This is a genomic window from Microbacterium kribbense (assembly GCF_039537285.1).
Classification (GTDB): domain Bacteria; phylum Actinomycetota; class Actinomycetes; order Actinomycetales; family Microbacteriaceae; genus Microbacterium; species Microbacterium kribbense.
The window spans coordinates 596,565-618,086 of the sequence record NZ_BAABAF010000001.1 but is presented as its reverse complement, the minus strand read 5'-3'; the positions used below and the strand labels follow the sequence as shown (position 1 = coordinate 618,086).

Below are 21,522 nucleotides of genomic sequence, written 5' to 3'. Positions count from 1 at the left end.
CCCGCGGCATCCAGGAGGACCCATGGCCATCGCCATCACCAACCCGACCACCGGAGAGGTCGTCGAGACCTTCAAGCCGCACAGCGACGACGAGGTCGACCGCCGCATCGCGCAGGCGCAGTCGGCCTACGAGGCTCTGGCCGGCACGACGTTCGCGCAGCGCGCCGCGTGGATGCACCAGGCCGCCGACATCCTCGAATCCGACGTGGACCAGCTGGCCCGCATGATCACGATCGAGATGGGCCGGCCGATCGTGCAGGCACGCGCCGAGGTGCTCAAATCCGCGCGCGGATGCCGCTTCTACGCGGACAACGCCGAGGATTTCCTCGCCCCCACGACGCTCGGCGATCCGAGCACCGTGGGTGCCTCGGCGGCGGGCACCCGCTATGCGCCGATCGGCATCGTGCTGGCCGTCATGCCGTGGAACTACCCGCTCTGGCAGGTGCTGCGCTTCGCGGCCCCGGCTCTGATGGCCGGCAATGCGGGCCTGCTCAAGCACGCCTCCAACGTCCCGGGGTCGGCGCTGTACCTCGACGCGCTCTTCGAGCACGCCGGGTTTCCCGAGGGCTCGTTCCGCACGCTGCTGATCCCGGCATCCGGCGTCGAGCGCGTGCTGCGCGACGACCGGGTCAAGGCGACGACGCTCACCGGCTCGGAGCCGGCCGGCCGGTCGCTGGCCGCGATCGCCGGCTCCGAGGTCAAGCACGTCGTGCTCGAGCTGGGCGGGTCCGATCCCTTCGTCGTGATGCCCAGCGCCGACCTCGAGCGGGCCGCGACCGTGGCCGTGACAGCGCGCAATCAGAACAACGGGCAGTCGTGCATCGCCGCCAAGCGCTTCATCGTGCACCAGGACGTCTACGACGCGTTCCTCTCATCGTTCGCCGCCAAGGTCGCCGCGTTGACCGTCGGCGACCCGCTGGACGAGTCGACCGACATCGGGCCGCTGGCCACGAAGTCGGGGCGCGACGAGCTCGCCGGTCAGGTCGATGACGCCGTGCGGCACGGGGCGACCGTCGTCACGGGCGGCCAGGTGCCGCAGCGTGCCGGGTGGTATTACCAGCCCACCGTCGTCGCCGACATCACCCCCGAGATGCGCCTGTTCGCCGAAGAGGCGTTCGGGCCGGTGGCATCCGTCTACAAGGCCGCATCACGCGAGGACGCGCTGCGGCTAGCCAACGGCACCACCTTCGGGCTGAGCTCGTCGGTCTGGACGAACGACGCGGATGAGGAGGACTGGTTCGTCGATCACCTCGACGCCGGAGCCGTCTTCGTCAACGGGATGACCGCCTCGCACCCCGAGCTGCCGTTCGGCGGCGTGAAGGACTCGGGCCTGGGGCGCGAGCTCGCCGCCGCCGGCATCCGCGAGTTCTGCAACCTGAAGACCGTCTGGAAGGCCTGACCCGCGGCCGTTTCCGGCATCCGCGCATGAAAGAAACAAGCGCGGATGTCGGAAACAATAGCGCGAGCCGCGCCAGCGCCCGACCGCACGCCGTCGCGAACCACTCAGACGACCGCGCGAGCAGTAAAGCGGACGGGATCAGAACACGTACTCCATCAGGTCGACGCCGAGGGTGCGGAACGCCTCGTGTGCGCGCAGCCGATGCGTGATCGACAGGTCGTCGAAGCACACGATCAGCGCATACGCCACCCCGGCACGGGGACCGGCAAGCACGCCGGCCTCGGCTCGGATGCCCGCACCCCGCCCGGTCTTGTTGATGAACAGCAGTCCGTGCTGGTCGTTGAAGTGCGCGAACGGGTCGAGCCCGGTCGCCGACGCCACCAGCGACAGGTCCTGGTTCAGGCTCAGCCATTCGGCCACCTGCGCGCTGACCCCGGCGGTGACCGCCTCGGAGTTCACGAGCGCCGCGAACATCTGCGCGAGCTCGCGCGTGGACGCGAGCGCCACCTCGGGTGCGTCATCCGGCCCGCGCTGGTCGCGGAACCGGTCCAGCAGCGCCGACCGGGCCAGCCCGAGCTGCTCGATCCGCGCGCGCACCGCCGGCAGCGTGACCTTGTCGATCAGCGCGTTCGCGGCGATCGCGTCGCCCGACGCCGCCGCCAGCACCGCGAGGTCGACCACCGGCAGCGCGGGCGCCTTCAGGTGCTGCCACACACCGGCGACCTCGACGCGTTCGAGCGTGGACCGGTCGATGATCTCCAGCGGGTCGAGCGTGCCCGCCTCGATCTGGGCGGCCACTTCGATCAGCAGCGGGACGATGCCCAGCCCGCCGACCGGCAGCGTGACGAAGTCGTCGCCGCTGAGCACGGTGCCACCGCGATCGAGGTCGTTCACGCGCACCGACACCTTCGCGCCGAGCGATGCGAGCTCGTCGAGCGACTTGAGCGTCGACGTGAACGTCCGCCGGCCCACTGCCGCCCTCCTCGGCAATGGTCTGGCCCTGCTGCTGCGTCGCGACCCCCGTAGCGATGCAGTGTCCCGTTGGGGCTCTGGGGGCGTGCCCACTGGATTCCTTCCTGAGCTGAGGGGCTCGTGCGCGCGGCGCGCGCGACGGTGTTCAGTCGTCTGCGGAGGATGCCGCCGCAGCGGTCACCAGATGGTGACGCGCTGTTGCTCGGGCAGCCACAGCGCGTCGGATTCGGTGACCTCGAACGCATCATAGAACGCATCGACGTTGCGCACGATCTGATTGCACCGGAATTCGTTGGGCGAGTGCGGGTCGATCGTCAGCAGTCGGATGGTCTCGGCATCCCGGCCCTTCTGCCGCCACACCTGACCCCAGCTCAGCAGCAGACGCTGGATGCCGGTGAGCCCATCGATCTCGGGCGCCGGCTCGTCGCCCAGCGACAGCTCGTAGGCGCGGATCGCAATGCCCAGGCCCCCCAGATCGCCGATGTTCTCGCCGATGGTCAGGGCCCCGTTGACGTGGTGCTCGCCGTCCAGCCCCAGCGGCACCAGCGCGTCGTATTGCGCGATCAGACTCTTGGTGCGCTCCTCGAACGCGGCGCGGTCGGCGTCGGTCCACCAGTCCGCCAGCTTGCCGGTGCCGTCGTAGCGGCTGCCCTGGTCGTCGAAGCCGTGGCCGATCTCGTGGCCGATCACGGCGCCGATGCCGCCGTAGTTGGCCGCGGCATCCCGATCCGACTCGAAGAACGGGTACTGCAGGATCGCCGCCGGGAAGACGATCTCGTTCATCAGAGGGTTGTAATAGGCGTTCACGGTCTGCGGCGTCATGAACCACTCGTCGCGATCGATCGGCTGGCCCACCTTCGCCAGTTGGCGGTCGTGCTCGAGCACGTGCGCGGCGCGGACGTTGCCGACCAGGTCGTCGGCATCGATCTGCAGGCCGGAGTAGTCGCGCCACTTCACCGGGTAGCCGATCTTCGGCGTGAAGGTGTCGAGCTTGGCCAGGGCGCGCCCGCGGGTCTCGGGGCTCATCCAGTCGAGCGCGGTGATGCTCTGCCGGTAGGCCGCGATGAGGTGGGCGACCAGCTGGTCCATCGCCGCCTTGGCCGCCGGCGGGAAGTGCCGCTGCACGTAGACGCGGCCGACCGCCTCGCCCATCGCCGCCTCGACGATGCCGACGCCGCGCTTCCAGCGCTCGCGGTTGACCGGCACGCCGGTCAGCGCGGTGCCGTAGAAGGCGAAGTTCTCCTCGACGAACGGGTCGGACAGGAACGCGGCGGCACCGTGGACGATCTTGAACCGCAGCCATGCCTTCCAGTCCTGCAGGCGCTCATCGACCAGCAGTGCACCGAGCCCCTCGATGAAGCTCGGCTGATAGACGACGAGCTCGTCGAACGCGGCGTCGTGTGCGCCGGAGACAGCGGTCCGCCACGGCTGCAGGTCGACGCCGGCCAGCGCCTGCACCTCGGCCCAGGTCTTCAGGTTGTAGGTCTCGATGGCGTCTCTGCTGCGCACATTGTCCCAGTGCTGCCCGGCGATCTCGGTCTCGAGCGCGAAGACGCGATCGGCGTCGCCGGTGGCATCCGGGATCTCGGCGAGCGCGAGCATGCGCGCGATGTGCGCGCGGTAGGTCTCGCGCACCTCGGCGAAGTTGTCGAGCCGGAAGTAGCTCTCGTCGGGCAGCGTGATGCCGCTCTGCACGACGAACGGCACGTACCGCTCCGGGTCGCCCGGGTCCGGTTCGACGTACACGTCGATGATGCCGCCGACGCCGTCGCGCTCGAGCCGCCCGACGGTGGCCAGCAGCTCGGGGATCGACTCGATGGCGTCGACCGCCGCGAGCTGGTCGACGATCGGCGCGGCACCGGACTGCTGAATGCGCTCGGTGTTCATGAAGCTGGCGTACAGGTCGCCGATCTTGCGGTCCTCGGTGCCCCGGGCGGCATCCGGTGCCTCTTCGATGATGGCGCGGACGTCCTTCTCGGCCTGCTCGGCCAGGAAGTGGAATGAGCCCCAGCGGGCCTTGTCCTCGGGGATCTCGGTCGCCTCGATCCAGGCGCCGTTGACGTGGCGGAACAGGTCGTCCTGCGGGCGGATCTGGGCGCGGAACGCGTCGAGCTCCAGGCCCGAACGGGGGGATTCGGTCATGCCCTCCAGGATATGCCGCGAAGGCGACATCCGTGGCTCGGGCACCGGGCGACGCCGACGGTGCCCATAGGCTCAGAGCGTGCACACGCCGACGACGCTGAACCGCGACATCCTGCGGCTCGCCGTGCCCGCGCTGGGCGCGCTGATCGCCGAGCCGCTGTTCCTCATCCTCGACTCGGCCATGGTCGGCCATCTCGGCCTGGTGCCGCTGGCGGCGCTGGGCATCGCCGCAGCGGTGCTGCAGACGATCGTCGGCCTGATGGTGTTCCTGGCCTATTCGACCACCCCGGCCGTGGCGCGTCGGTTCGGCGCGGGCCGGCCCGCGAGCGCCGTGTCGGTCGGCATCGACGGCCTGTGGCTCGCCCTCGGCCTGGGCGCGATCCTGGCCTTGGTCGGCTACCTGTCGACGCCGGCGCTGATCGGGGCGTTTGGCGCCTCGCCCGAGGTCGCCGCCGACGCCCGTGCCTACCTGGGCATCTCGATGTGGGGGCTGCCGGCGATGCTGATCGTGTTCGCCGCGACCGGTCTGCTGCGCGGCATGCAGGACACCGTCACGCCGCTGTGGATCGCCGGCTGCGGCTTCGGCGCCAACGCGCTGCTGAACTTCGCGTTCATCTACGGGCTGGGCTGGGGCATCTCGGGCTCGGCGGTCGGCACCGTGGTCGCGCAGTGGGGCATGGTGGCCGCCTACGTCGCCGTGATCGGCCGGCTCGCACGCCGCCACCAGGCGCCGCTGCGCCCGCGCCGCGAGGGCGTGCGCGGGTCGGCCCGCTCGGGCGGGTGGATGTTCCTGCGCACCGTGTCGCTGCGCCTGGCGCTGCTGCTGACCGTCGCGGTGGCGACCGGGTTCGGCACACACGAGCTGGCCGGCTGGCAGGTGGCGTTCACGATGTTCTCGACCGCGGCGTTCGCGCTGGATGCCCTCGCCATCGCCGCGCAGGCGCTGATCGGCAAGCAGCTCGGCGCCGGTTCCACGGCCGAGGTGCGCCGCGTGCTGCGCCGGACGCTGGCGTGGGGCGCCTGGTTCGGCGTGATCACGGGCGGCCTGGTCGGGGCGCTGTCGAGCGTGATCGGCCTGCTGTTCACGGGGGATGCCGCACTCGCGGCACTCGTGCAGCCGGCGCTGATCGTGCTGGCGGTGGCCCAGCCGGTGTGCGGAGTCGTGTTCGTGCTGGACGGTGTGCTGATCGGCGCGAACGACGCCCGCTATCTGGCGATCGTGGGCGGTCTGAATCTGGTGGTGTACCTGCCGACGCTGCTCGCGCTGTGGCTGTGGCATCCGGGCGGAGCCGGAGGCCTGGCCTGGCTGGCCGTCGCCTTCTTCGGCGTGTACATGCTCGCGCGGCTGGTCGGGCTCGGCTGGCGACTGCGCCGCCCGGTCTGGATGACCCAGCCGGCCTGAGCGCGCGGCCGCGCGAGCGCGTCAGGTTGCAGCATCCGCCCCGCTTTCAGTCGGCGCAAATGCTTACCTGAGGGCCCGCCAACCCTGCATATGCGACGACCGAACGAGAGCGCCAATCCTTCAGTCGGCGCAAATGCCTACCTGCGGGCCCGCCAACCCTGCATATGCGACGACCGAACGAACCGGCCCGACCTCGAGCATCCACCCGACCGTCAGCGCGCGGGCGCGGCCCAGCGCCGGCACCAGTCGTACATGATCACGGCGGCCGCCGCGGCGGCGTTCAGCGACCGGGTCGAGCCGTACTGGCTGATCTGCACGATGCCGGTGGCCGCTTCCAGCGCCTCCGGCGACAGCCCCGGGCCCTCCTGGCCGAACAGCAGCACGCACCGCTCGGGCAGTTCGGCCGCCGGCAGCGCGACCGAGCCGCCGATGTTGTCCACGGCGATGATCGGCAAGCCCTCGCCGGCGGCCCAGGCGGCGAGCGAGGCCACATCCGGGTGATGGACGACGTGCTGATACCGGTCGGTGACCATCGCGCCGCGCCGGTTCCAGCGCCGGCGGCCGACGATGTGCACGGTGTCGGCCAGGAACGCGTTGGCGCTGCGCACGATCGACCCGATGTTCAGGTCGTGCTGCCAGTTCTCGATCGCGACGTGGAACGGATGCCGGTGGGTGTCCAGCTCGGCCACGATGGCGTCCATCCGCCAATAGCGGTACCGGTCGACGACGTTGCGGCGGTCGCCGTCGGCCAGCAGCTGCCGGTCATACCGGGGGTCGTCGGGCCAGGCATCCGGCCCACCCGGCCAGGGACCGACGCCGTACGCCGGGGCCGCAGCGGCGGGCACGGGCGGCAGATCGGTCACCCATCCAGCGTAGCCGCGGCGCCGAGGCGGCGGCCGGACAATCGTCTGGATCGGTTTCGGCACACCGAAAACAGCGGTAGAATTTCGGTATGCCGAAATCTGCCGAGGTCCTCGCCCCGGTGCAGCATGCGTCCCAGGGTCGTGCGGCATGGATGCTGGGGCCGGCCCTGGTCGCCGGCGTCGCGTACCTGGACCCCGGCAACGTCGCCAGCAACATGACCGCCGGCGCCCGGTACGGCTACCTGCTGGTCTGGGTCGTGGTGCTGGCGAGCCTGATCGCCTGGCTCGTGCAGTACCTGTCGGCCAAGCTCGGGGTCGTCACCGGACGGAGCCTGCCCGAGCTGCTCGGGCAGCGCATCCAGCGCCGCGGCGGCCGCATCGCCTACTGGCTGCAGGCCGAGCTGGTCGCCATCGCCACCGACGTCGCCGAGGTGATCGGCGGTGCCGTCGCCCTGCAGCTGCTGTTCGGCCTGCCGCTGGTGTGGGGCGGTGTCATCACCGGCCTCGTCTCGCTCGCACTGCTGAGCCTGCACTCCGGCCGCGGCCCGCGCACGTTCGAGTTCGTCATCATCGGCCTGGTCGCCGTCATCGCGATCGGCTTCGTGGCCGGCGTGTTCGTCGCCCCGCCCAGCGCCGGCGGTGTCCTGGGCGGCCTGGTGCCGCGGCTGACCGACTCGGGGTCGGTGCTGCTGGCGGCATCCATCCTCGGCGCCACCGTGATGCCGCATGCCATCTATGCGCACTCGGCACTGGCCCGCGACCGGTTCGCGCCCGATCCCACCCCGATCCCCCGCATCCTGCGCGCGACCCGCTGGGACGTGTCGATCGCGCTGGGCGTGGCCGGCGCCGTGAACGTGTTCATCCTGCTGCTGGCGGCCGCGAGCCTGGCCGGAGTGCCCGGCACCGACTCGCTCGAAGGTGCCTATGCGGCGCTGCGCGCGGGGATGGGACCCGTCATCGCGGTCATGTTCGCGATCGGGCTGCTGGCCAGCGGCCTGGCCAGCACGTCGGTCGGGGCCTATGCCGGCGCCGAGATCATGCACGGCCTGCTGCGGCTGCGCGTGCCGCTGCTGATCCGCCGACTGGTCTCGATCCTGCCGGCGCTGCTGCTGCTCGGGTTCGGCGCCGACCCGACCCAGTCGCTCGTGCTCAGCCAGGTGGTGCTCTCGTTCGGCATTCCGTTCGCGGTGATCCCGCTGATCGTCCTGACCGCGCGGCGCAGCCTGCTCGGCCGGTTCCGCAACCGCTGGCAGACCACGGCGCTCGGAGTCGCGGCATCCCTGTTCCTGATCGTGCTGAACGGGATGCTGCTGGTCCTGCTCTTCACCGGTCGCTGAGCGGGCCCGGGTACCCTGGTGGGCGTGGCATCCCCCGCGGTCGACGACTATCTGAAGACGATCTACCACCACACCGAGTGGCAGGACGAGCAGATCACGCCATCACAGCTGGCCGCCGTGCTGGGGCTGGCACCGTCGTCGGTCACCGAGATGGTGCAGAAGCTGGCCGCGCAGAACCTGGTCACGCACCGGCCCTACGGGCCGATCTCGCTGACCGCGGAGGGCGCGCAGCGGGCGGCGGCGATCATCCGCCGGCACCGACTGGTCGAGACCTGGCTGGTGCAGGAGTTCGGCTACGCCTGGCACGAAGTGCACGACGAGGCCGAGGTGCTCGAGCACGCCGTCAGCGACCGGCTGCTGGCCGGCATCGCCGCCCGACTCGGGCATCCGCACTTCGACCCGCATGGAGATGCGATCCCCGACGCCGACGGACGGGTGCACCGCGAGGACTTCGTGCTGCTGCGCGACGCCGCGCCCGGCCACCGCGGCCGCGTGCTGCGAGTCAGCGATCGCGATCCGCAGCTGCTGCAGGCCCTCGAGGATGCCGGGCTGTCGATCCGCCGGCAGGTGGAGGTCGTCGACGCGCAGACCGTGCGCATCGACGGAGGGGCCGACGCCGTGCTGCCGGACGGGGCCGCCGACGCGGTGTGGCTCGCCGCCTGAGCGGCCGCCCCGTCTCATCTCCGCGGGCTCTTACCAGAGTGCAGCTCGGCGCCGCGTGACCGGCCGCTCAGCGGCGCCGGCGGCGGGCCTTCGCGGCCTTCTCGAACGGCCAGCGCACCCGGGTCGCGTTCTCGCAGTACTCCCACAGCCGCACCCCGACTTCGGGGTCGCGCTCGGTGCGGGTGGCGCGGCCGCGATGCGGCGCACCGTGCACGATGAAGCGCGGGCCCCAGTACTCGCCACCGGAGATCTCGGGATCGGTCAGCGCCCGCACCAGGTTGTGGGCGCCGGTGTCCTTGGACTGGGCGATCGGCAGCTGCAGGCTGTCGACGAAGCGGGTCAGCCGGGTCGGCTCGTTGACGCCGCGGATGCCGATCGTCCGCCCGCTGATCGCGTAGCCGGGATGGACCACGACGCTGGCTGCCGGCACCCCGGCCTCGCGCAGCCGCCGGTCGGCCTCCAGGCCGAGCACGGTGGTGGCGACCTTGGACTGCACGTATGCGCGCCACGGCGTGTACCGCGTGGTCAGCTCGGGGTCGACCGGCTCGTAGGCGCCGAGCGCCGTCGACATGCTGCCGAGCCACACCATCCGGCCGCTGACGACCGCGAGGTTCTGCAGCAGCTCGCCGGCCAGTGCGAAGTGGCCGAGCACATTCGTGGCGAACACCAGTTCGTGGCCGCCGGCGGTGCGGCGCTTCTTGGGGGCGTGCACGATGCCGGCGTTCAGGAGCAGGCCGTGCAGCGGCCCGCGGGTGCGGGCCGTGGCGGCTGCGGCCCGGATCGATCCGAAGTTGCTGACATCCATCAGCAGCGTCTCGACGGACCCCGGCGGGGCGCCGGTCTGGTCGGCGTCCGCCCGCTCCACCACCCGGCGCAGGATCGCCGCATGCGCGGCTTGCAGGCGGTTCGGGCTGCGGCCGGTCATGATCACGTGCGCGCCCGCGCGCACGAGCTGTTCGGTGGCGAAATATCCCAGGCCACGGGTGGAACCGGTGATCAGATACCGCCTGCCCGAAAGGTCGAGCAGACGCTGCTGGTTTCGCCCTGCCCGCGCCACACTCCGAGCCTATGCCCACTGCGCCCGGCATGCCCGTGCGGAGCCCGACGACGCGCCCGCGATCGCTAAGCTGGCCGCATGCGGACTCGCGCGGACATCGACTGCTGGCTGACCGACATGGACGGTGTGCTGGTGCACGACAATCGGCCGATTCCGGGCGCCGCCGAGCTGCTCGCACAGTGGCGCGACGAGGGCACGCCGTTTCTGGTGCTGACGAACAACCCGATCTTCACGCCGCGGGATCTGTCGGCCCGGCTGGCACGCTCGGGCCTGGATGTCCCGGAGGAGCGGATCTGGACGTCGGCGCTGGCGACCGCCGAGTTCCTGCGGTCGCAGCTGCCCGGCGGCTCGGCGTTCGTGATCGGCGAAGCGGGCCTGACCACGGCGCTGCATGAGGCCGGGTTCATCATGACCGAGACGCAGCCCGACTACGTCGTGGTCGGCGAGACCCGGCAGTACTCCTTCGAGGCGATCACGGCGGCGATCCGGTTCATCGGCGCAGGGGCCCGGTTCATCATCACCAACCCCGACTCGACCGGGCCGACGCCGTCGGGTGTCGTGCCGGCGACCGGGTCGTTCGCGGCCCTCATCACGAAGGCCACCGGCCGGGAGCCGTATGTGGTCGGCAAGCCGAACCCGATGATGTTCCGCTCCGCGATGAACAAGATCCGCGCGCACTCCGAGAACACCGGCATGATCGGCGACCGGATGGACACGGATGTCATCGCGGGCATCGAGGCGGGCCTGCACACCGTGCTGGTGCTGACCGGCATCAGCGACCGCGACGAGGTGGACCGCTACCCGTTCCGGCCCGACGAGATCGTCGACTCGGTCGCCGACCTGATCCGCCCGGCATCGACGTGAACGGGGTCGAGCAGGCGCTGCTGTACGGGGCCACGATAGTGGTGCTCGCCGGCACCCTGGTCGTGTTCGTGGTGCAGTACCTGCGGCGCAACAAGCACGACGACAGGTAGCGCCGCGAGGCGCCACCCGGCATTCGAGTTCCACAGCCGACGTGGGGTCGTCAGATATGGCGACATGGATGCCGATCCACGCGGCATATGTGACGACGGAAGAATTCGGGTCGGCGTTCGGTCGTCGCATATGGCGACCTGCCGCGCGATTCGGCCGCCATATGCGACGACTCAACGGGCCGTCCGCGCGTGCGCTGCGTTGCGCTGTGCTGCCGCGTGCTCGCGCCGACACGGTCGCGCACGCCACGAGCCGGGCAGCTGGACAGGCTGGGCCGCATGCGCACCCGTGCCCAGGCCGACGACGATGGGCACGACCGACGAGCGGATGCCCCGGCCCCACGGGTGATCCACACCGGGCAGGCCCCGGGTTTTCCACAGACCCCGATCGACACCAACGGCGCGGGCGACACGCATACCGGCGCGCTGCTGGCCGGCATCGCCGCCGGCGCGACGTGGGCGGCGGCCTGCCGGCGGGCCGACGCCGCCGCGATCAAGGTCACCCGTCGTGGGCCGACCACCGCACCCACCGCCGCCGAGGTCGACGACTTTCTGCGCGGCCGGTGACCGCGACCGCCGCGGAGCCGAGCCGTCGCGCATGACGGCCCGGGCCGCGATGGCCCATCGCCCGCGGCGACCGGGCTGAGTCGAGCGCACGGCGTGACGCGCCGTGCGACTACACCCCCGGGTGCAGCACCAGCGCGGCTGCGCCGATGACCGGGCCGTCGCCGGCCAGGCCGCTCGGCACCACGCGCACGGCGGCGGCGTACGGCAGTGTCGCCGCCTCGCGCAGCGCGGCCGCCACCAGATCGACGTAGTCGTCAGACACCTGCGCGAACCCGCCGCCGATCGCGATGACGTCCAGGTCGATGAGCACGGCGGCATCGGCCAGGGCCTGGCCCACCGCCCGTGCGGACCGCTCGATCGCGGCCCGGGCAACGGGGTCGCCGGATGCCGCGGCCTTGCCGAGCTGCTCACCCGAGTCGCCGTCCCAGCCCTGCTCCCGCGCCCATGCCACGCTGGCGGGGCCGGAGGCGATCTGCTCGAGCATCAGAGCGCCGTCCACGCGGGTCTGACCGAGGTGCCCGGCGTTGCCGGATGCGCCGGTGACCCACCGACCGTCGAGCACGAGGCCGCCGCCGATGCCGGTCGAGACCACGATCGACATCGACGCCGCAGCCCCCTGTGTCGCCCCCACCCACGACTCGGCCAGGGCGAGGCATCCGCCGTCGTGTCCGAGGCGCACATCGACGTCGCCGAGCTCGGCCCAGCGCGCGGCCTCGGCCACGGCGTCCCGCAGCGCGAATCCGCTCACACCCGGCAGGTTCACGGGAAAGATCGTGCCCGCGGCGCGGTCGACGGGCCCCGCGCTGCCGACCCCGATCGCCTGCACCGGCCGCGGCGCGTTGCGCACCGACTGGCGCACGACCTGGATCAGGGTGGCCTGCAGCAGATCCGGGGTCAGCCGCGCCCCCGTCGGGCGGCGTGCGCGACTGCCGGGCAGCACCGCGCCGCCGGAGTCGACCAGCGCGGCCTCGATCTTCGTGCCGCCGAGGTCCACGGCCAGTGCCAGTTCGGTCACGATCGGCTCCATTCCTTCATCGGTCCTGCACTATCTGCCCAGCCCGCTCTGCTGCGCCTGGACCAGGGCGGCCTGCAGCACTTCGGCGTCCCGCGTGGTCACATACTGGCCGAGCGCCGTGGTGATGTCGGTCAGCCACGACGTGGGCACTGCGGCGCCGTATGCGAGCGAACTGACGATCGGGTCGGCGGCGAAGGCCGCGATCGCGCCCTGCTGATAGAGCGGATAGTCGTCGGGTGCGACATCGGTGCGGGCCGGGATCGAGCTGGTCAGCAGCGTGAGCACCTTCTGCCCGGCGTCGGAGCTGACGGTGTGCAGCCATTGCAGCGCCGCATCGGGGTGCGCAGCGCCCACCGGCAGGGTGAACGAGTCGGCCGAGAAGTCGAACGCGCCGGCGGTGCCCGGCGTGGGCCAGGCGGTGTAGTCGCTGTCGTAGGTCTGGCCGCTGGCGGTGAACTCGATGGGCGCCCAATCGCCGGTGACGGTGTAGGCGGCGTCACCGGCGATGAGCAGGTCGACCGCCGCCCGCCAGTCCTGCTCGGCGCCGGCCGGGGCCGTGAACGCCAGCAGCCGCCCGTAGTAGTCGATCGCCCGGGCGACGGCAGGCGTGTCGAACCCGATCGATCCGTTCCACAGCGCCTGGTAGTCGCTCGGGCCGAGCACCGCCAGCAGCACGTTCTCGAACAGCTGCACCTGGCCCCCGGCGGCGGCCACCGCCAGCGGAGCGGTCACGCCGGAGTGCTTCAGCCGGGCCAGGTCGGCCAGCCATGCATTCAGGTCTGCGGGGGCGGCGCGCGGATCGATGCCGGCCTTGTGCAGCAGTGCGGCGCTGGCCCACACCATGTTGACGCGGTGGATGGCGACGGGCACGGAGTAGATCGACCCGCCGACGGTCAGGCGTGCCAGCAGCGATGCGGGGAGGACGTCATCCAGTCCGCTGTCGGAGTAGAACGTGCTGAGGTCCTGCAACCGGCCCGCCGCGACGTAGTCGCCGAGCCCGGCACCGGCAGGCGCCTGGAACGAGTCCGGCGGCTTGTCCGCCTGCAGCAGGGCAGCCAGTGCCGCGGCCGGGTTCGACCCGGCGCCGCTGGATGCGGCGACATCGACGAAGGCGACGCGCGGGTACTGCCGGGCGAACACCTTGACCAGACTGTCCAGGCCGAGCTTGCCGGCACCGGACGACCACGAGGTGAACACGTCGACCTGGCTCGTGGTGTCGGGCGTCTGGGCGGGGCCGGGCAGGCCCGTGCAGCCGACCAGCGCAAGCGAAGCGACCGCCAGCCCGGCGATCGTCGCGAGTGCTCTGCGCATCTGGTCCTCCCCGGCTACTGCGGGTCGAGCCCCAGGTCGTCCAGGTCGATGGCGGCCAGCCACTGCAGGCCCGCGGCCTCGACGGCGGCTTGCGCGCCGGTCTTGCGGTCGACGATCACCGCGACCGCGACCGGTTCGGCGCCTTCGCGGCGCAGGGCCTCGACCGCCTTCAGCGCGGACTGCCCGGTGGTCGAGGTGTCCTCGACGACGACGACGCGCTTGCCCACGACATCCGCGCCCTCGATCTGGCGACCGCGGCCGTGGTCCTTGGGCTCCTTGCGCACCACGAACGCGTCCAGCGGCCGGCCCGCGCGCACCGACTCGTGCATGACCGCGTTGGCGATCGGGTCGGCGCCGAGGGTCAGGCCACCGACGGCGAGGATGCCCAGGTCGCCGACCAGGTCGAGCATGATCCGCCCGATGGCGGGAGCCGCTCGGTGATCGAGGGTGAGCTTGCGCATGTCGACGTAATAGGTGGCCTGCTTGCCGCTGGACAGCGTGAAGTCACCGTGGAAGACGGCCTCGGCGGTGATCAGGCCGATCAGCTGCTGGCGGTCGGCTTCGAGTTCGGGCGTGGCGGCGACGGTCATGGCCTCGATTCTACGGGCGGGGGCGCACCGCCACACTCACGCGGGAGGATGCGCACAGCCGGCCCGAGTCATCGGTGAAATCGACATCCCATACCCAGCTGGTGCGGCCCCGATGCAGCGCACGGGCGTCCGCATGGATCGTGCCGCCGGAGATGGGGCGGAAGAATGACGTGCTGTTCGAGCTGCCCATGGCGCTGTCACCGCGCGGCCAGACGTGGTGCACGGTGGCCTCGGTCGCCACCATCTCGCCCAGTGCGGCATACACCCCGCCGTGCACGACGCCGAACCGCTGGCAGATGCGGTCCGCGAACGGCACCTCACCGCGCGCGGTGGTCTCGCCCACCTCGATCAGGCGGAAGCCCAGCACCCCGTCGAGCGAGTCCGCCGGGGCGACCGGATAGTCGTCGAGGATGTCGGGCATGCCCAGAGTGTCCCGGTGGCTGTTCATGGCGACGCCCCTTCCACGAGTTCCGCAGTCGGCGGCGGCCGACGCCTGCGTTTCGATCACGGTATCAGTTCTCTGTAAGAACCGACTCGCGGTACATTCGGGTGCATGCCCGGCTCCCCCACGACCTCCGTCCAGCGGATCGAAGCGCTTCTGCAGTTCGGCGCTACCTCTGTCGTCCTCCGCGAGGCGTTCTTCGGAGTGCGCCGATTCGACCAGTTCCAGCGGAACCTCGAGATCTCGCGGTCGGTGCTCACCCGCACCCTGAAGTTCATGGTGGAGCAGGGACTGCTCCAGCGCCGGCTCTACCAGAATCGACCGGACCGGTACGAGTACCGGTTGAGCGAATCCGGCATCGAGCTGTACCCGATGTTCCTGGCGATGAAGGCCTGGGGCGACCGCTGGCTCGGGGGCGACGCCGGCCGCGTGATCCTGCATCATGAGCTGTGCGGAAAGGACTGCTCACCTCGAGTCACCTGCGACCGGTGCGGCAAGCCCGTGCACGCCCGCGAGGTCCGCTATCGGATCGAGCCGCCTCCTGCCGATGACGCCGGCGCCCTCTAGCGCGAGCGGTCCAGGAAGAGTAAGTTCTCTATGAGAACTCACTCGGAGGAGGTCGCCGTGCCGAAGCAGTCGCTGCAGTCCATCGTCGACGGAGCGTCGAGCATCGTCGACGTGCTCTATGCGAACCCGCCCAAGACCGCGCTGAACGTGTTCGGCGTGATGATGCCCACAGACGTGGTCCGCGCGGAATACACCACCTGGCGCGACGAGCAGCGTTCCTGGCGCGAGGGCGTCGCGCTGCATGACCAGAGCTACCACATGAACAACCTGCGGCTGCACGGCCCGGACGCCATCGCGCTGCTGAGCCACCTGGCGATCAACTCGTTCGCGAGCTTCCAGCCCGGCGCGGCCAAGCAGTTCGTGGCGTGCTCGCCCGAGGGCTTCGTGATCGGCGACGCGATCCTCTACCACCTGGCCGAGAACGATCTGCTGCTGGTCGGCAACCCCGCCACGACCGATTGGGTGCAGTTCACCGCCGAGACCGGCGGCTTCGACGTCGATGCGGAACTGGACCCGATCTGGGTGCTGAACAAGACCAAGCAGCGCATGGCCTACCGGTATCAGGTGGAGGGGCCGAACGCGTATCACTTGCTCGAAGAACTCAACGGTGGCCCGCTGCCGGAGATCAGGTTCTTCCGGTGGGCGACGATCACCATCGCGGGCCACCAGGTGCGCGCGATGCGGCACAGCATGGGCGGCGTGCCGGGACTGGAGCTGTCCGGCCCCTGGGCCGACCGTCGCGACGTGAAATCCGCACTCGTGGCCGCCGGCCGCAAGCACGGCCTGCGGCAGGTGGGGTCACTGGCGTACTTCAGCACCGTGATCGAGTCGGGATGGTGGGCGGTCCCGTTCTCTGCCGTCTATTCCAGCCCGCAGCTGCGCGGCTATCGGGAGTGGCTCTCGGACAAGAGCGCCTCCGCGCGGATGTCTCTGGGCGGCAGCTTCTATTCCGCCGACCCGCAGGACTACTACGCGACCCCGTGGGACCTCGGCTACGGCCGCATCATCCGCTTCGATCACGACTTCGTCGGCCGCGCAGCGCTGGAGAAGATGCAGCCGGAGCCGCACCGCACCAAGGTGACCTTGCTGTGGAATGCCGATGACTTCACCGACGTCTTCCACCGCCTCGTCACCGACGGTCCCACCGCGCAGCACATCGACCTGCCGGTCGCCGCCACCGGCCGCATGCACTACGACAAGGTGCTCGACGCCGACGGCGCCGTGGTCGGCGTGGGCACCTACCCGACCTACACCTACAACGAACGCTGCATGATGTCGCTCGGCTGCGTCGACGACCGGTTCAGCGCACCCGGAACCGAGCTGACCATGATCTGGGGCGAGGACGGCGGCGGCGCACGCAGCGCCGGCCTGGTCGAGCCGCACGAGCAGGTCGCCATCCGGGTGAGGGTGGCCCCATCGCCGATCAGCTCGACGGCGCGCGAGTACCGTGATCGCAGCCGCGCGCAGTCGGCGCCCCAGTGACATCCACCGCACACCCGACGATCTCTGCACACTGTCAAGGAGGACACGATGACCCGGCGAGGTTCCCGCGCGGAGCAGACCCGCACCGCCTGGAAGGACGTACTGGAGAAGTACCACGAGGATCGCGACGCCCCGGTGCATCCGGACTACTGGTCGGACAAGGACCTCTGGCCGCGGGACCGCATCCGCGAGGTGCAGGACGAGAAGATCGCCGCCGTCGCGCCGTTCCTGTACGAGAACAGCGCGTTCTACCGGGCACGATTCGACCGGCTGGGCATCGCCCCGACGGACATCACCTCGGTCGACACCATGATCGCCAATTGGCCGATCGTCACGAAGGAGGAGATGATGGCGGATGCCTCGGCGCATCCGCCGTACGGCACGTACTCCACGTGCGGCCCCGACGAATGGGATGACCGCGGCTGGATGCTGTTCTCCTCCTCCGGATCGACCGGGGTACCCCGGGTGTTCCGCTACACCCATTTCGATCGCGCGTACTGGGAGCAGGCGAACGCCCGCGCCCTCTATTCCGGCGGGCTGCGCAAGGGCGACAGCGCCATCCCGGTGGTCGGCTTCGGCCCGCACGTGTTCGCGTGGGGCGTCCAGTTCGCGCTGGTGAAGATGGGGCTGCCGCTCGTGCCCGGCGGCGGCATGGACAGCGCCGCGCGGGTCGGACTGATCGATCGGTTCCAGCCGCACGTGCTCGTGTGCACGCCCTCCTACGCGCTCTATCTCGGACATGCCATGCAGGAGGCGGGCCTGGATCCGGCCCGCAGTTCGGTGAACTGGATCGTCCAGGGCGGCGAGCCGTTCTCCGGCGTGCGCGGCACGATGGAGCGCATCCAGGACCTGTGGGGCGCGACGGCGGTCGAGTTCTACGGCTGCACCGAGGCGTCTCCGCATTGCGGCGGCTATTCCTGCCCCGAGTACCAGCGCGGCGACGAGACGTTCATCCACCTGATGGAGGACATCCAGGTGTGGGAGACGGTCGACCCCGACAGCCTCGAGCCCGTCCCGGCGGGCGAGCGCGGCATCTCGGTGTGCACGAACCTGAACTCCGAGAGTTCGGCGCAGCTGCGCTTTCTCGTCGGCGACTACACCCGGCTGTCCTACGAGCCCTGTGCGTGCGGGCGCAACCACGTGCGTGCGATGGGGTGCATGACCGGCCGCGCCGACGATCTGATCAACCTGCGCGGCATCAAGTTCTTCCCGGTGCAGATCGAAGAGGCCGTCCGTGCCGTGCCCGGCACCGGCGACGAGTTCCAGATCCGCTTGTCCACGCATCCCGACGGACTCGACGTGATGACCGTGCTCGTCGAGCATCAGGATCTCGCGGCCGCCGAACACGTCGCCCGCGAGATCCATGCCCGCTGCGAGATCCGGTGCGAGGTCGACGTGCTGGCGCCGAACACGCTGCCGAAGACCCAGATGAAGGCCAAGCGGGTCTTCGACGAGCGCGCCGGGGTCTGACGCCGCGGTTCGGGCGGGCGGCGGCCGCGCACCTTCCGGCACGCGAAGATCCGCCGGTTCTTTCGCACCGGATCGCGGGCAAGACCGCGATCCGGGCGCGAAGCGCACCTATAGTCGGTGACATCGACGATTTTCCGCTGCGGGGCACGTTCCCGTCATGCACCCGCGCGGCCGACGGCAAGAGGGAGTCCATTGATGCGCATCGGCATAGTCGCGCAATCCCCCGGCGAGAACCGCGTGGCCGCGACACCGGACACCGTCGCGCGGATCCGCAGACTGGGTTACGACGTTCTCGTGCAGCGATCGGCGGGTGCGGCATCCTCGTTCCCCGATGACGCCTATGCGGATGCCGGAGCGACCCTGGTCGATGCCGCCGCGGCGTGGGCGGCCGACGTCGTGCTGATGGTGACGGCGCCCACGCCCGACCAGATCGCCCTGCTGACACCCGGCGCGACGCTGATCGGTCTGCTCTCGCCCGCGCTGGAACCCGACCTGCTGAGTCGGCTGGCCGCCCGCGGCGTGACGGCGCTGGCGATGGATGCCGTCCCCCGCATCTCGCGCGCCCAGTCGATGGACGTGCTCAGTTCGATGGCCAACATCTCGGGCTATCGCGCCGTCATCGAGGCCGCGCATGAGTTCGGCCGGTTCTTCACCGGCCAGGTCACCGCTGCCGGCAAGGTGCCGCCGGCGAAGGTGCTCGTGGCCGGCGCCGGAGTCGCCGGGCTCGCCGCGATCGGCGCGGCCTCCAGCCTGGGCGCGATCGTGCGGGCCACCGACCCGCGGCCCGAGGTCGCCGACCAGGTGCGCTCGATCGGCGGCGAGTACCTGCCGGTCGACGTGCAGGTCGAGCAGTCCACCGACGGCTACGCCAAGGCCACCAGCGCCGCCTACGACCGGCGCGCCGCCGAGATCTACTCCGAGCAGGCGCGCGATGTCGACATCATCATCACGACGGCGCAGATCCCCGGGCGCACGGCGCCCCGGCTGATCACCGAAGCGGACGTCGCGGCGATGCGCCCGGGCAGCGTCATCGTCGACATGGCCGCCGCGCAGGGCGGCAACGTCGCCGGCTCCGTCGCCGGCGAGCGCACCGTCACAGCGAACGGCGTCAAAATCCTCGGCTACACCGACCTGGCGGGGCGTCTGCCGGCCCAGGCGTCGCAGCTGTACGGCACGAACCTGGTCAACCTGCTCACGCTGCTCACCCCCGAGCAGGACGGCGAGCTGAGCATCGACTTCGACGATGTCGTGCAGCGCGCCGTCACCGTCGTGCGCGATGGCGACGTCACCTGGCCGCCGCCGCCCATCCAGGTCTCGGCGGCGCCGGCAGCGGCGAAGCCCGCTGAGGCATCCACCGCCCCGGCTGTGAAGCCCAAGATGTCCTCCGGCAAGCGGGCCGGGCTCATCGCGCTCGGCATGGCTGCGCTGTTCGCCCTGTGCGCGATCTCGCCGCCGCCGCTGCCGCAGCACTTCCTGGTGCTCGCGCTGGCGGTCGTGGTCGGGTTCTACGTGATCGGGCGCGTGACGCACGCGCTGCACACCCCGCTGATGAGCGTGACCAACGCGATCTCGGGCATCATCATCGTCGGCGCCATGGTGCAGCTGATCTCACCGAGCCTGATCGTGCAGATCCTCGCCGCGCTGGCCGTGCTGGTGGCCAGCATCAACGTCTTCGGCGGCTTCGCCGTCACCGAGCGGATGCTGTCGATGTTCGTCAAGGCCCCCGCCGATACGTCCCGCGCGGCGAAGGGTGCCACCCGATGAACGACCAGGTCCTGGCCGGCGCGATCGCCGGCGCGTCGTACATCGTCGCCGCCCTGCTGTTCATCATGAGCCTGGCGGGTCTGAGCCGGCACGAGAGCGCGCGCGGCGGCGTCGTCTACGGCATCGTCGGCATGATCATCGCGCTGCTGGCCACACTGTGGCTGATGATCGCCGACGCCTGGGGTCAGCCCGGCGCGGTGCTCGGCTTCATCCTGCTGGTGGTCGCCATGGCCATCGGCGCCGCGATCGGCCTGTGGCGCGCGGCGACCGTGAAGATGACCGGGATGCCGGAGCTGATCGCGCTGTTCCACAGCTTCGTCGGGGCCGCCGCCGTGCTCGTCGGCTGGAACGGCGCGCTGTCGGTCGAGGGCATCGCGCCGAACCTGCTCGGCATCCACCGTGCGGAGGTGTTCATCGGCGTGTTCATCGGCGCCGTGACCTTCACCGGCTCGATCGTGGCGTACTTGAAGCTGTCGGCGAAGATCTCGTCGCGGCCGCTGATGCTGCCCGGCAAGAACGCACTGAACATCGGCGCGATCGTCGTGTTCATCGCCCTGACGGTCTGGTACGTGATCACCCCGCAGCTGTGGCTGCTGGTCGTGGTCACCGTGCTCGCGCTGGCCCTGGGCTGGCACCTGGTCGCCTCGATCGGCGGCGGCGACATGCCGGTGGTCATCTCGATGCTCAACAGCTACTCGGGCTGGGCTGCCGCGGCCGCTGGGTTCCTGCTGAACAACGACCTGCTGATAGTGACCGGCGCGCTGGTCGGCTCGTCCGGCGCGTACCTGTCGTACATCATGTGCAAGGCCATGAACCGGTCGTTCATCTCGGTGATCGCGGGCGGCTTCGGCATCGAGGCACCGCGCAAGGACGGTGACGAGCCGGCCGGCGAGCACCACGACACCGACGCGGCCGCCGTGGCGCAGCTGCTGACCGGGGCATCCACCGTCGTGATCACCCCCGGCTACGGCATGGCCGTCGCGCAGGCGCAGTACCCGGTCGCGGACCTGGCCCGTCGGCTGCGGGAGCGGGGCATCGACGTGAAGTTCGGCATCCACCCGGTCGCCGGGCGGCTGCCCGGGCACATGAACGTGCTGCTGGCCGAGGCGAAGGTGCCGTACGACATCGTGCTCGAGATGGATGAGATCAACGACGACCTGGCCGAGACCGACGTGGTGCTGGTGATCGGCGCCAACGACACCGTCAACCCGGCAGCGGCCGAAGACCCCGGCAGCCCGATCGCCGGAATGCCGGTGCTGCGGGTGTGGGAGGCCGCGCACGTGGTCGTGTTCAAGCGGTCGATGGCGTCCGGCTATGCCGGCGTCGCCAACCCGCTGTTCTACCGCGACAACACGCAGATGCTCTTCGGCGACGCGAAGGAGCGGGTCGAAGACATCCTGCACGCCCTGGCGGCGGTGCCCGCGCACTGAGGCGGACGTGGCCACGACGGGATCGCGCGGGCGCGCCGGGCCTCGCGGGCGCCACCGGGACGCGCGGGCGTGCGCCGA

General features: G+C 70.7%; 18 protein-coding genes and 1 pseudogene. 11 read left to right on the top strand and 8 right to left on the bottom strand.

The window, feature by feature from the left end:
* Positions 1-22 precede the first annotated feature (22 nt).
* Positions 23-1,399, top strand: a complete 1,377-nt coding sequence (locus tag ABD705_RS02845; protein WP_344780293.1) for an NADP-dependent succinic semialdehyde dehydrogenase — start codon at positions 23-25, stop codon at positions 1,397-1,399.
* Positions 1,400-1,537: 138 nt separating this feature from the next.
* On the opposite strand, the gene ABD705_RS02840 is transcribed toward ABD705_RS02845, so the two are convergent.
* Together ABD705_RS02840 and ABD705_RS02835 are read right to left on the bottom strand one after the other, a co-directional pair.
* Positions 1,538-2,371: a serine hydrolase gene (locus ABD705_RS02840; RefSeq protein WP_344780291.1), complete on the bottom strand. Its 834-nt coding sequence runs from the start codon at positions 2,369-2,371 to the stop codon at positions 1,538-1,540.
* A gap of 177 nt (positions 2,372-2,548) precedes the next feature.
* Complete coding sequence (locus ABD705_RS02835) at positions 2,549-4,513, bottom strand: M13 family metallopeptidase (RefSeq protein WP_344780289.1); 1,965 nt, start codon at positions 4,511-4,513, stop codon at positions 2,549-2,551.
* Between the two features lie 79 nt (positions 4,514-4,592).
* Here ABD705_RS02835 and ABD705_RS02830 point away from each other — a divergent pair, with 79 nt between their 5' ends.
* On the top strand, positions 4,593-5,915 hold the full coding sequence (locus tag ABD705_RS02830) for an MATE family efflux transporter (RefSeq protein ID WP_344780287.1): 1,323 nt from the start codon (positions 4,593-4,595) through the stop codon (positions 5,913-5,915).
* A 212-nt stretch (positions 5,916-6,127) separates the two neighbouring features.
* Here ABD705_RS02830 and ABD705_RS02825 read toward each other — a convergent pair whose 3' ends face one another.
* Positions 6,128-6,769 (bottom strand): TrmH family RNA methyltransferase, encoded by a 642-nt coding sequence (locus ABD705_RS02825; RefSeq protein ID WP_425562020.1) that lies wholly within the window; start codon positions 6,767-6,769, stop codon positions 6,128-6,130.
* A 98-nt stretch (positions 6,770-6,867) separates the two neighbouring features.
* Between ABD705_RS02825 and ABD705_RS02820 the strand changes: the two genes are divergently transcribed.
* Both ABD705_RS02820 and ABD705_RS02815 read left to right on the top strand, forming a co-directional pair.
* Positions 6,868-8,115: an Nramp family divalent metal transporter gene (locus ABD705_RS02820; RefSeq protein WP_344780283.1), complete on the top strand. Its 1,248-nt coding sequence runs from the start codon at positions 6,868-6,870 to the stop codon at positions 8,113-8,115.
* 24 nt (positions 8,116-8,139) lie between these two features.
* A complete protein-coding gene (locus tag ABD705_RS02815) occupies positions 8,140-8,778 on the top strand; it encodes a metal-dependent transcriptional regulator (RefSeq protein WP_344780281.1) in 639 nt (212 codons plus the stop codon).
* A 67-nt stretch (positions 8,779-8,845) separates the two neighbouring features.
* Here the strand turns inward: ABD705_RS02815 and ABD705_RS02810 are convergent, their stop codons facing one another.
* Positions 8,846-9,835 carry an SDR family NAD(P)-dependent oxidoreductase gene (locus ABD705_RS02810; protein WP_344780279.1) on the bottom strand — a complete coding sequence of 330 codons (990 nt, stop codon included), beginning with the start codon at positions 9,833-9,835 and terminating at the stop codon, positions 8,846-8,848.
* A gap of 78 nt (positions 9,836-9,913) precedes the next feature.
* Here ABD705_RS02810 and ABD705_RS02805 point away from each other — a divergent pair, with 78 nt between their 5' ends.
* Both ABD705_RS02805 and ABD705_RS02800 read left to right on the top strand, forming a co-directional pair.
* Positions 9,914-10,699, top strand: a complete 786-nt coding sequence (locus ABD705_RS02805) for an HAD-IIA family hydrolase (protein ID WP_344780277.1) — start codon at positions 9,914-9,916, stop codon at positions 10,697-10,699.
* Between the two features lie 473 nt (positions 10,700-11,172).
* Positions 11,173-11,373 (top strand): annotated as a pseudogene (locus tag ABD705_RS02800) (PfkB family carbohydrate kinase); the annotation flags it as partial.
* 109 nt (positions 11,374-11,482) lie between these two features.
* On the opposite strand, the gene ABD705_RS02795 reads toward ABD705_RS02800, so the two are convergent.
* Genes ABD705_RS02795 through ABD705_RS02780 form a run of 4 tightly spaced genes read right to left on the bottom strand, consistent with a single transcriptional unit; the run spans position 11,483 to position 14,737 of the window.
* On the bottom strand, positions 11,483-12,388 hold the full coding sequence (locus ABD705_RS02795; RefSeq protein ID WP_344780276.1) for an ROK family protein: 906 nt from the start codon (positions 12,386-12,388) through the stop codon (positions 11,483-11,485).
* A 30-nt stretch (positions 12,389-12,418) separates the two neighbouring features.
* Positions 12,419-13,699, bottom strand: coding sequence for an ABC transporter substrate-binding protein (locus ABD705_RS02790; protein ID WP_344780274.1), 1,281 nt, complete (start codon positions 13,697-13,699; stop codon positions 12,419-12,421).
* Between the two features lie 14 nt (positions 13,700-13,713).
* Positions 13,714-14,289 (bottom strand): orotate phosphoribosyltransferase, encoded by a 576-nt coding sequence (gene pyrE / locus ABD705_RS02785; protein ID WP_344780272.1) that lies wholly within the window; start codon positions 14,287-14,289, stop codon positions 13,714-13,716.
* A gap of 10 nt (positions 14,290-14,299) precedes the next feature.
* A complete protein-coding gene (locus ABD705_RS02780; RefSeq protein WP_344780270.1) occupies positions 14,300-14,737 on the bottom strand; it encodes a PaaI family thioesterase in 438 nt (145 codons plus the stop codon).
* Between the two features lie 105 nt (positions 14,738-14,842).
* Here ABD705_RS02780 and ABD705_RS02775 point away from each other — a divergent pair, with 105 nt between their 5' ends.
* From ABD705_RS02775 to pntB, 5 genes are all read left to right on the top strand, one after another.
* Positions 14,843-15,298, top strand: coding sequence for a winged helix-turn-helix transcriptional regulator (locus tag ABD705_RS02775; protein ID WP_344780268.1), 456 nt, complete (start codon positions 14,843-14,845; stop codon positions 15,296-15,298).
* A 57-nt stretch (positions 15,299-15,355) separates the two neighbouring features.
* Positions 15,356-16,780: an aminomethyl transferase family protein gene (locus ABD705_RS02770; protein ID WP_344780266.1), complete on the top strand. Its 1,425-nt coding sequence runs from the start codon at positions 15,356-15,358 to the stop codon at positions 16,778-16,780.
* Between the two features lie 48 nt (positions 16,781-16,828).
* Positions 16,829-18,250 (top strand): phenylacetate--CoA ligase family protein, encoded by a 1,422-nt coding sequence (locus ABD705_RS02765; protein WP_344780264.1) that lies wholly within the window; start codon positions 16,829-16,831, stop codon positions 18,248-18,250.
* Between the two features lie 195 nt (positions 18,251-18,445).
* Positions 18,446-20,014: a Re/Si-specific NAD(P)(+) transhydrogenase subunit alpha gene (locus ABD705_RS02760; protein WP_425562013.1), complete on the top strand. Its 1,569-nt coding sequence runs from the start codon at positions 18,446-18,448 to the stop codon at positions 20,012-20,014.
* Entirely contained in the window at positions 20,011-21,444 is a 1,434-nt protein-coding gene (pntB, locus tag ABD705_RS02755; RefSeq protein WP_344780260.1) for a Re/Si-specific NAD(P)(+) transhydrogenase subunit beta, read from the top strand. Before ABD705_RS02760 ends, pntB begins: the two co-directional genes overlap by 4 nt.
* Positions 21,445-21,522: the final 78 nt, after the last annotated feature.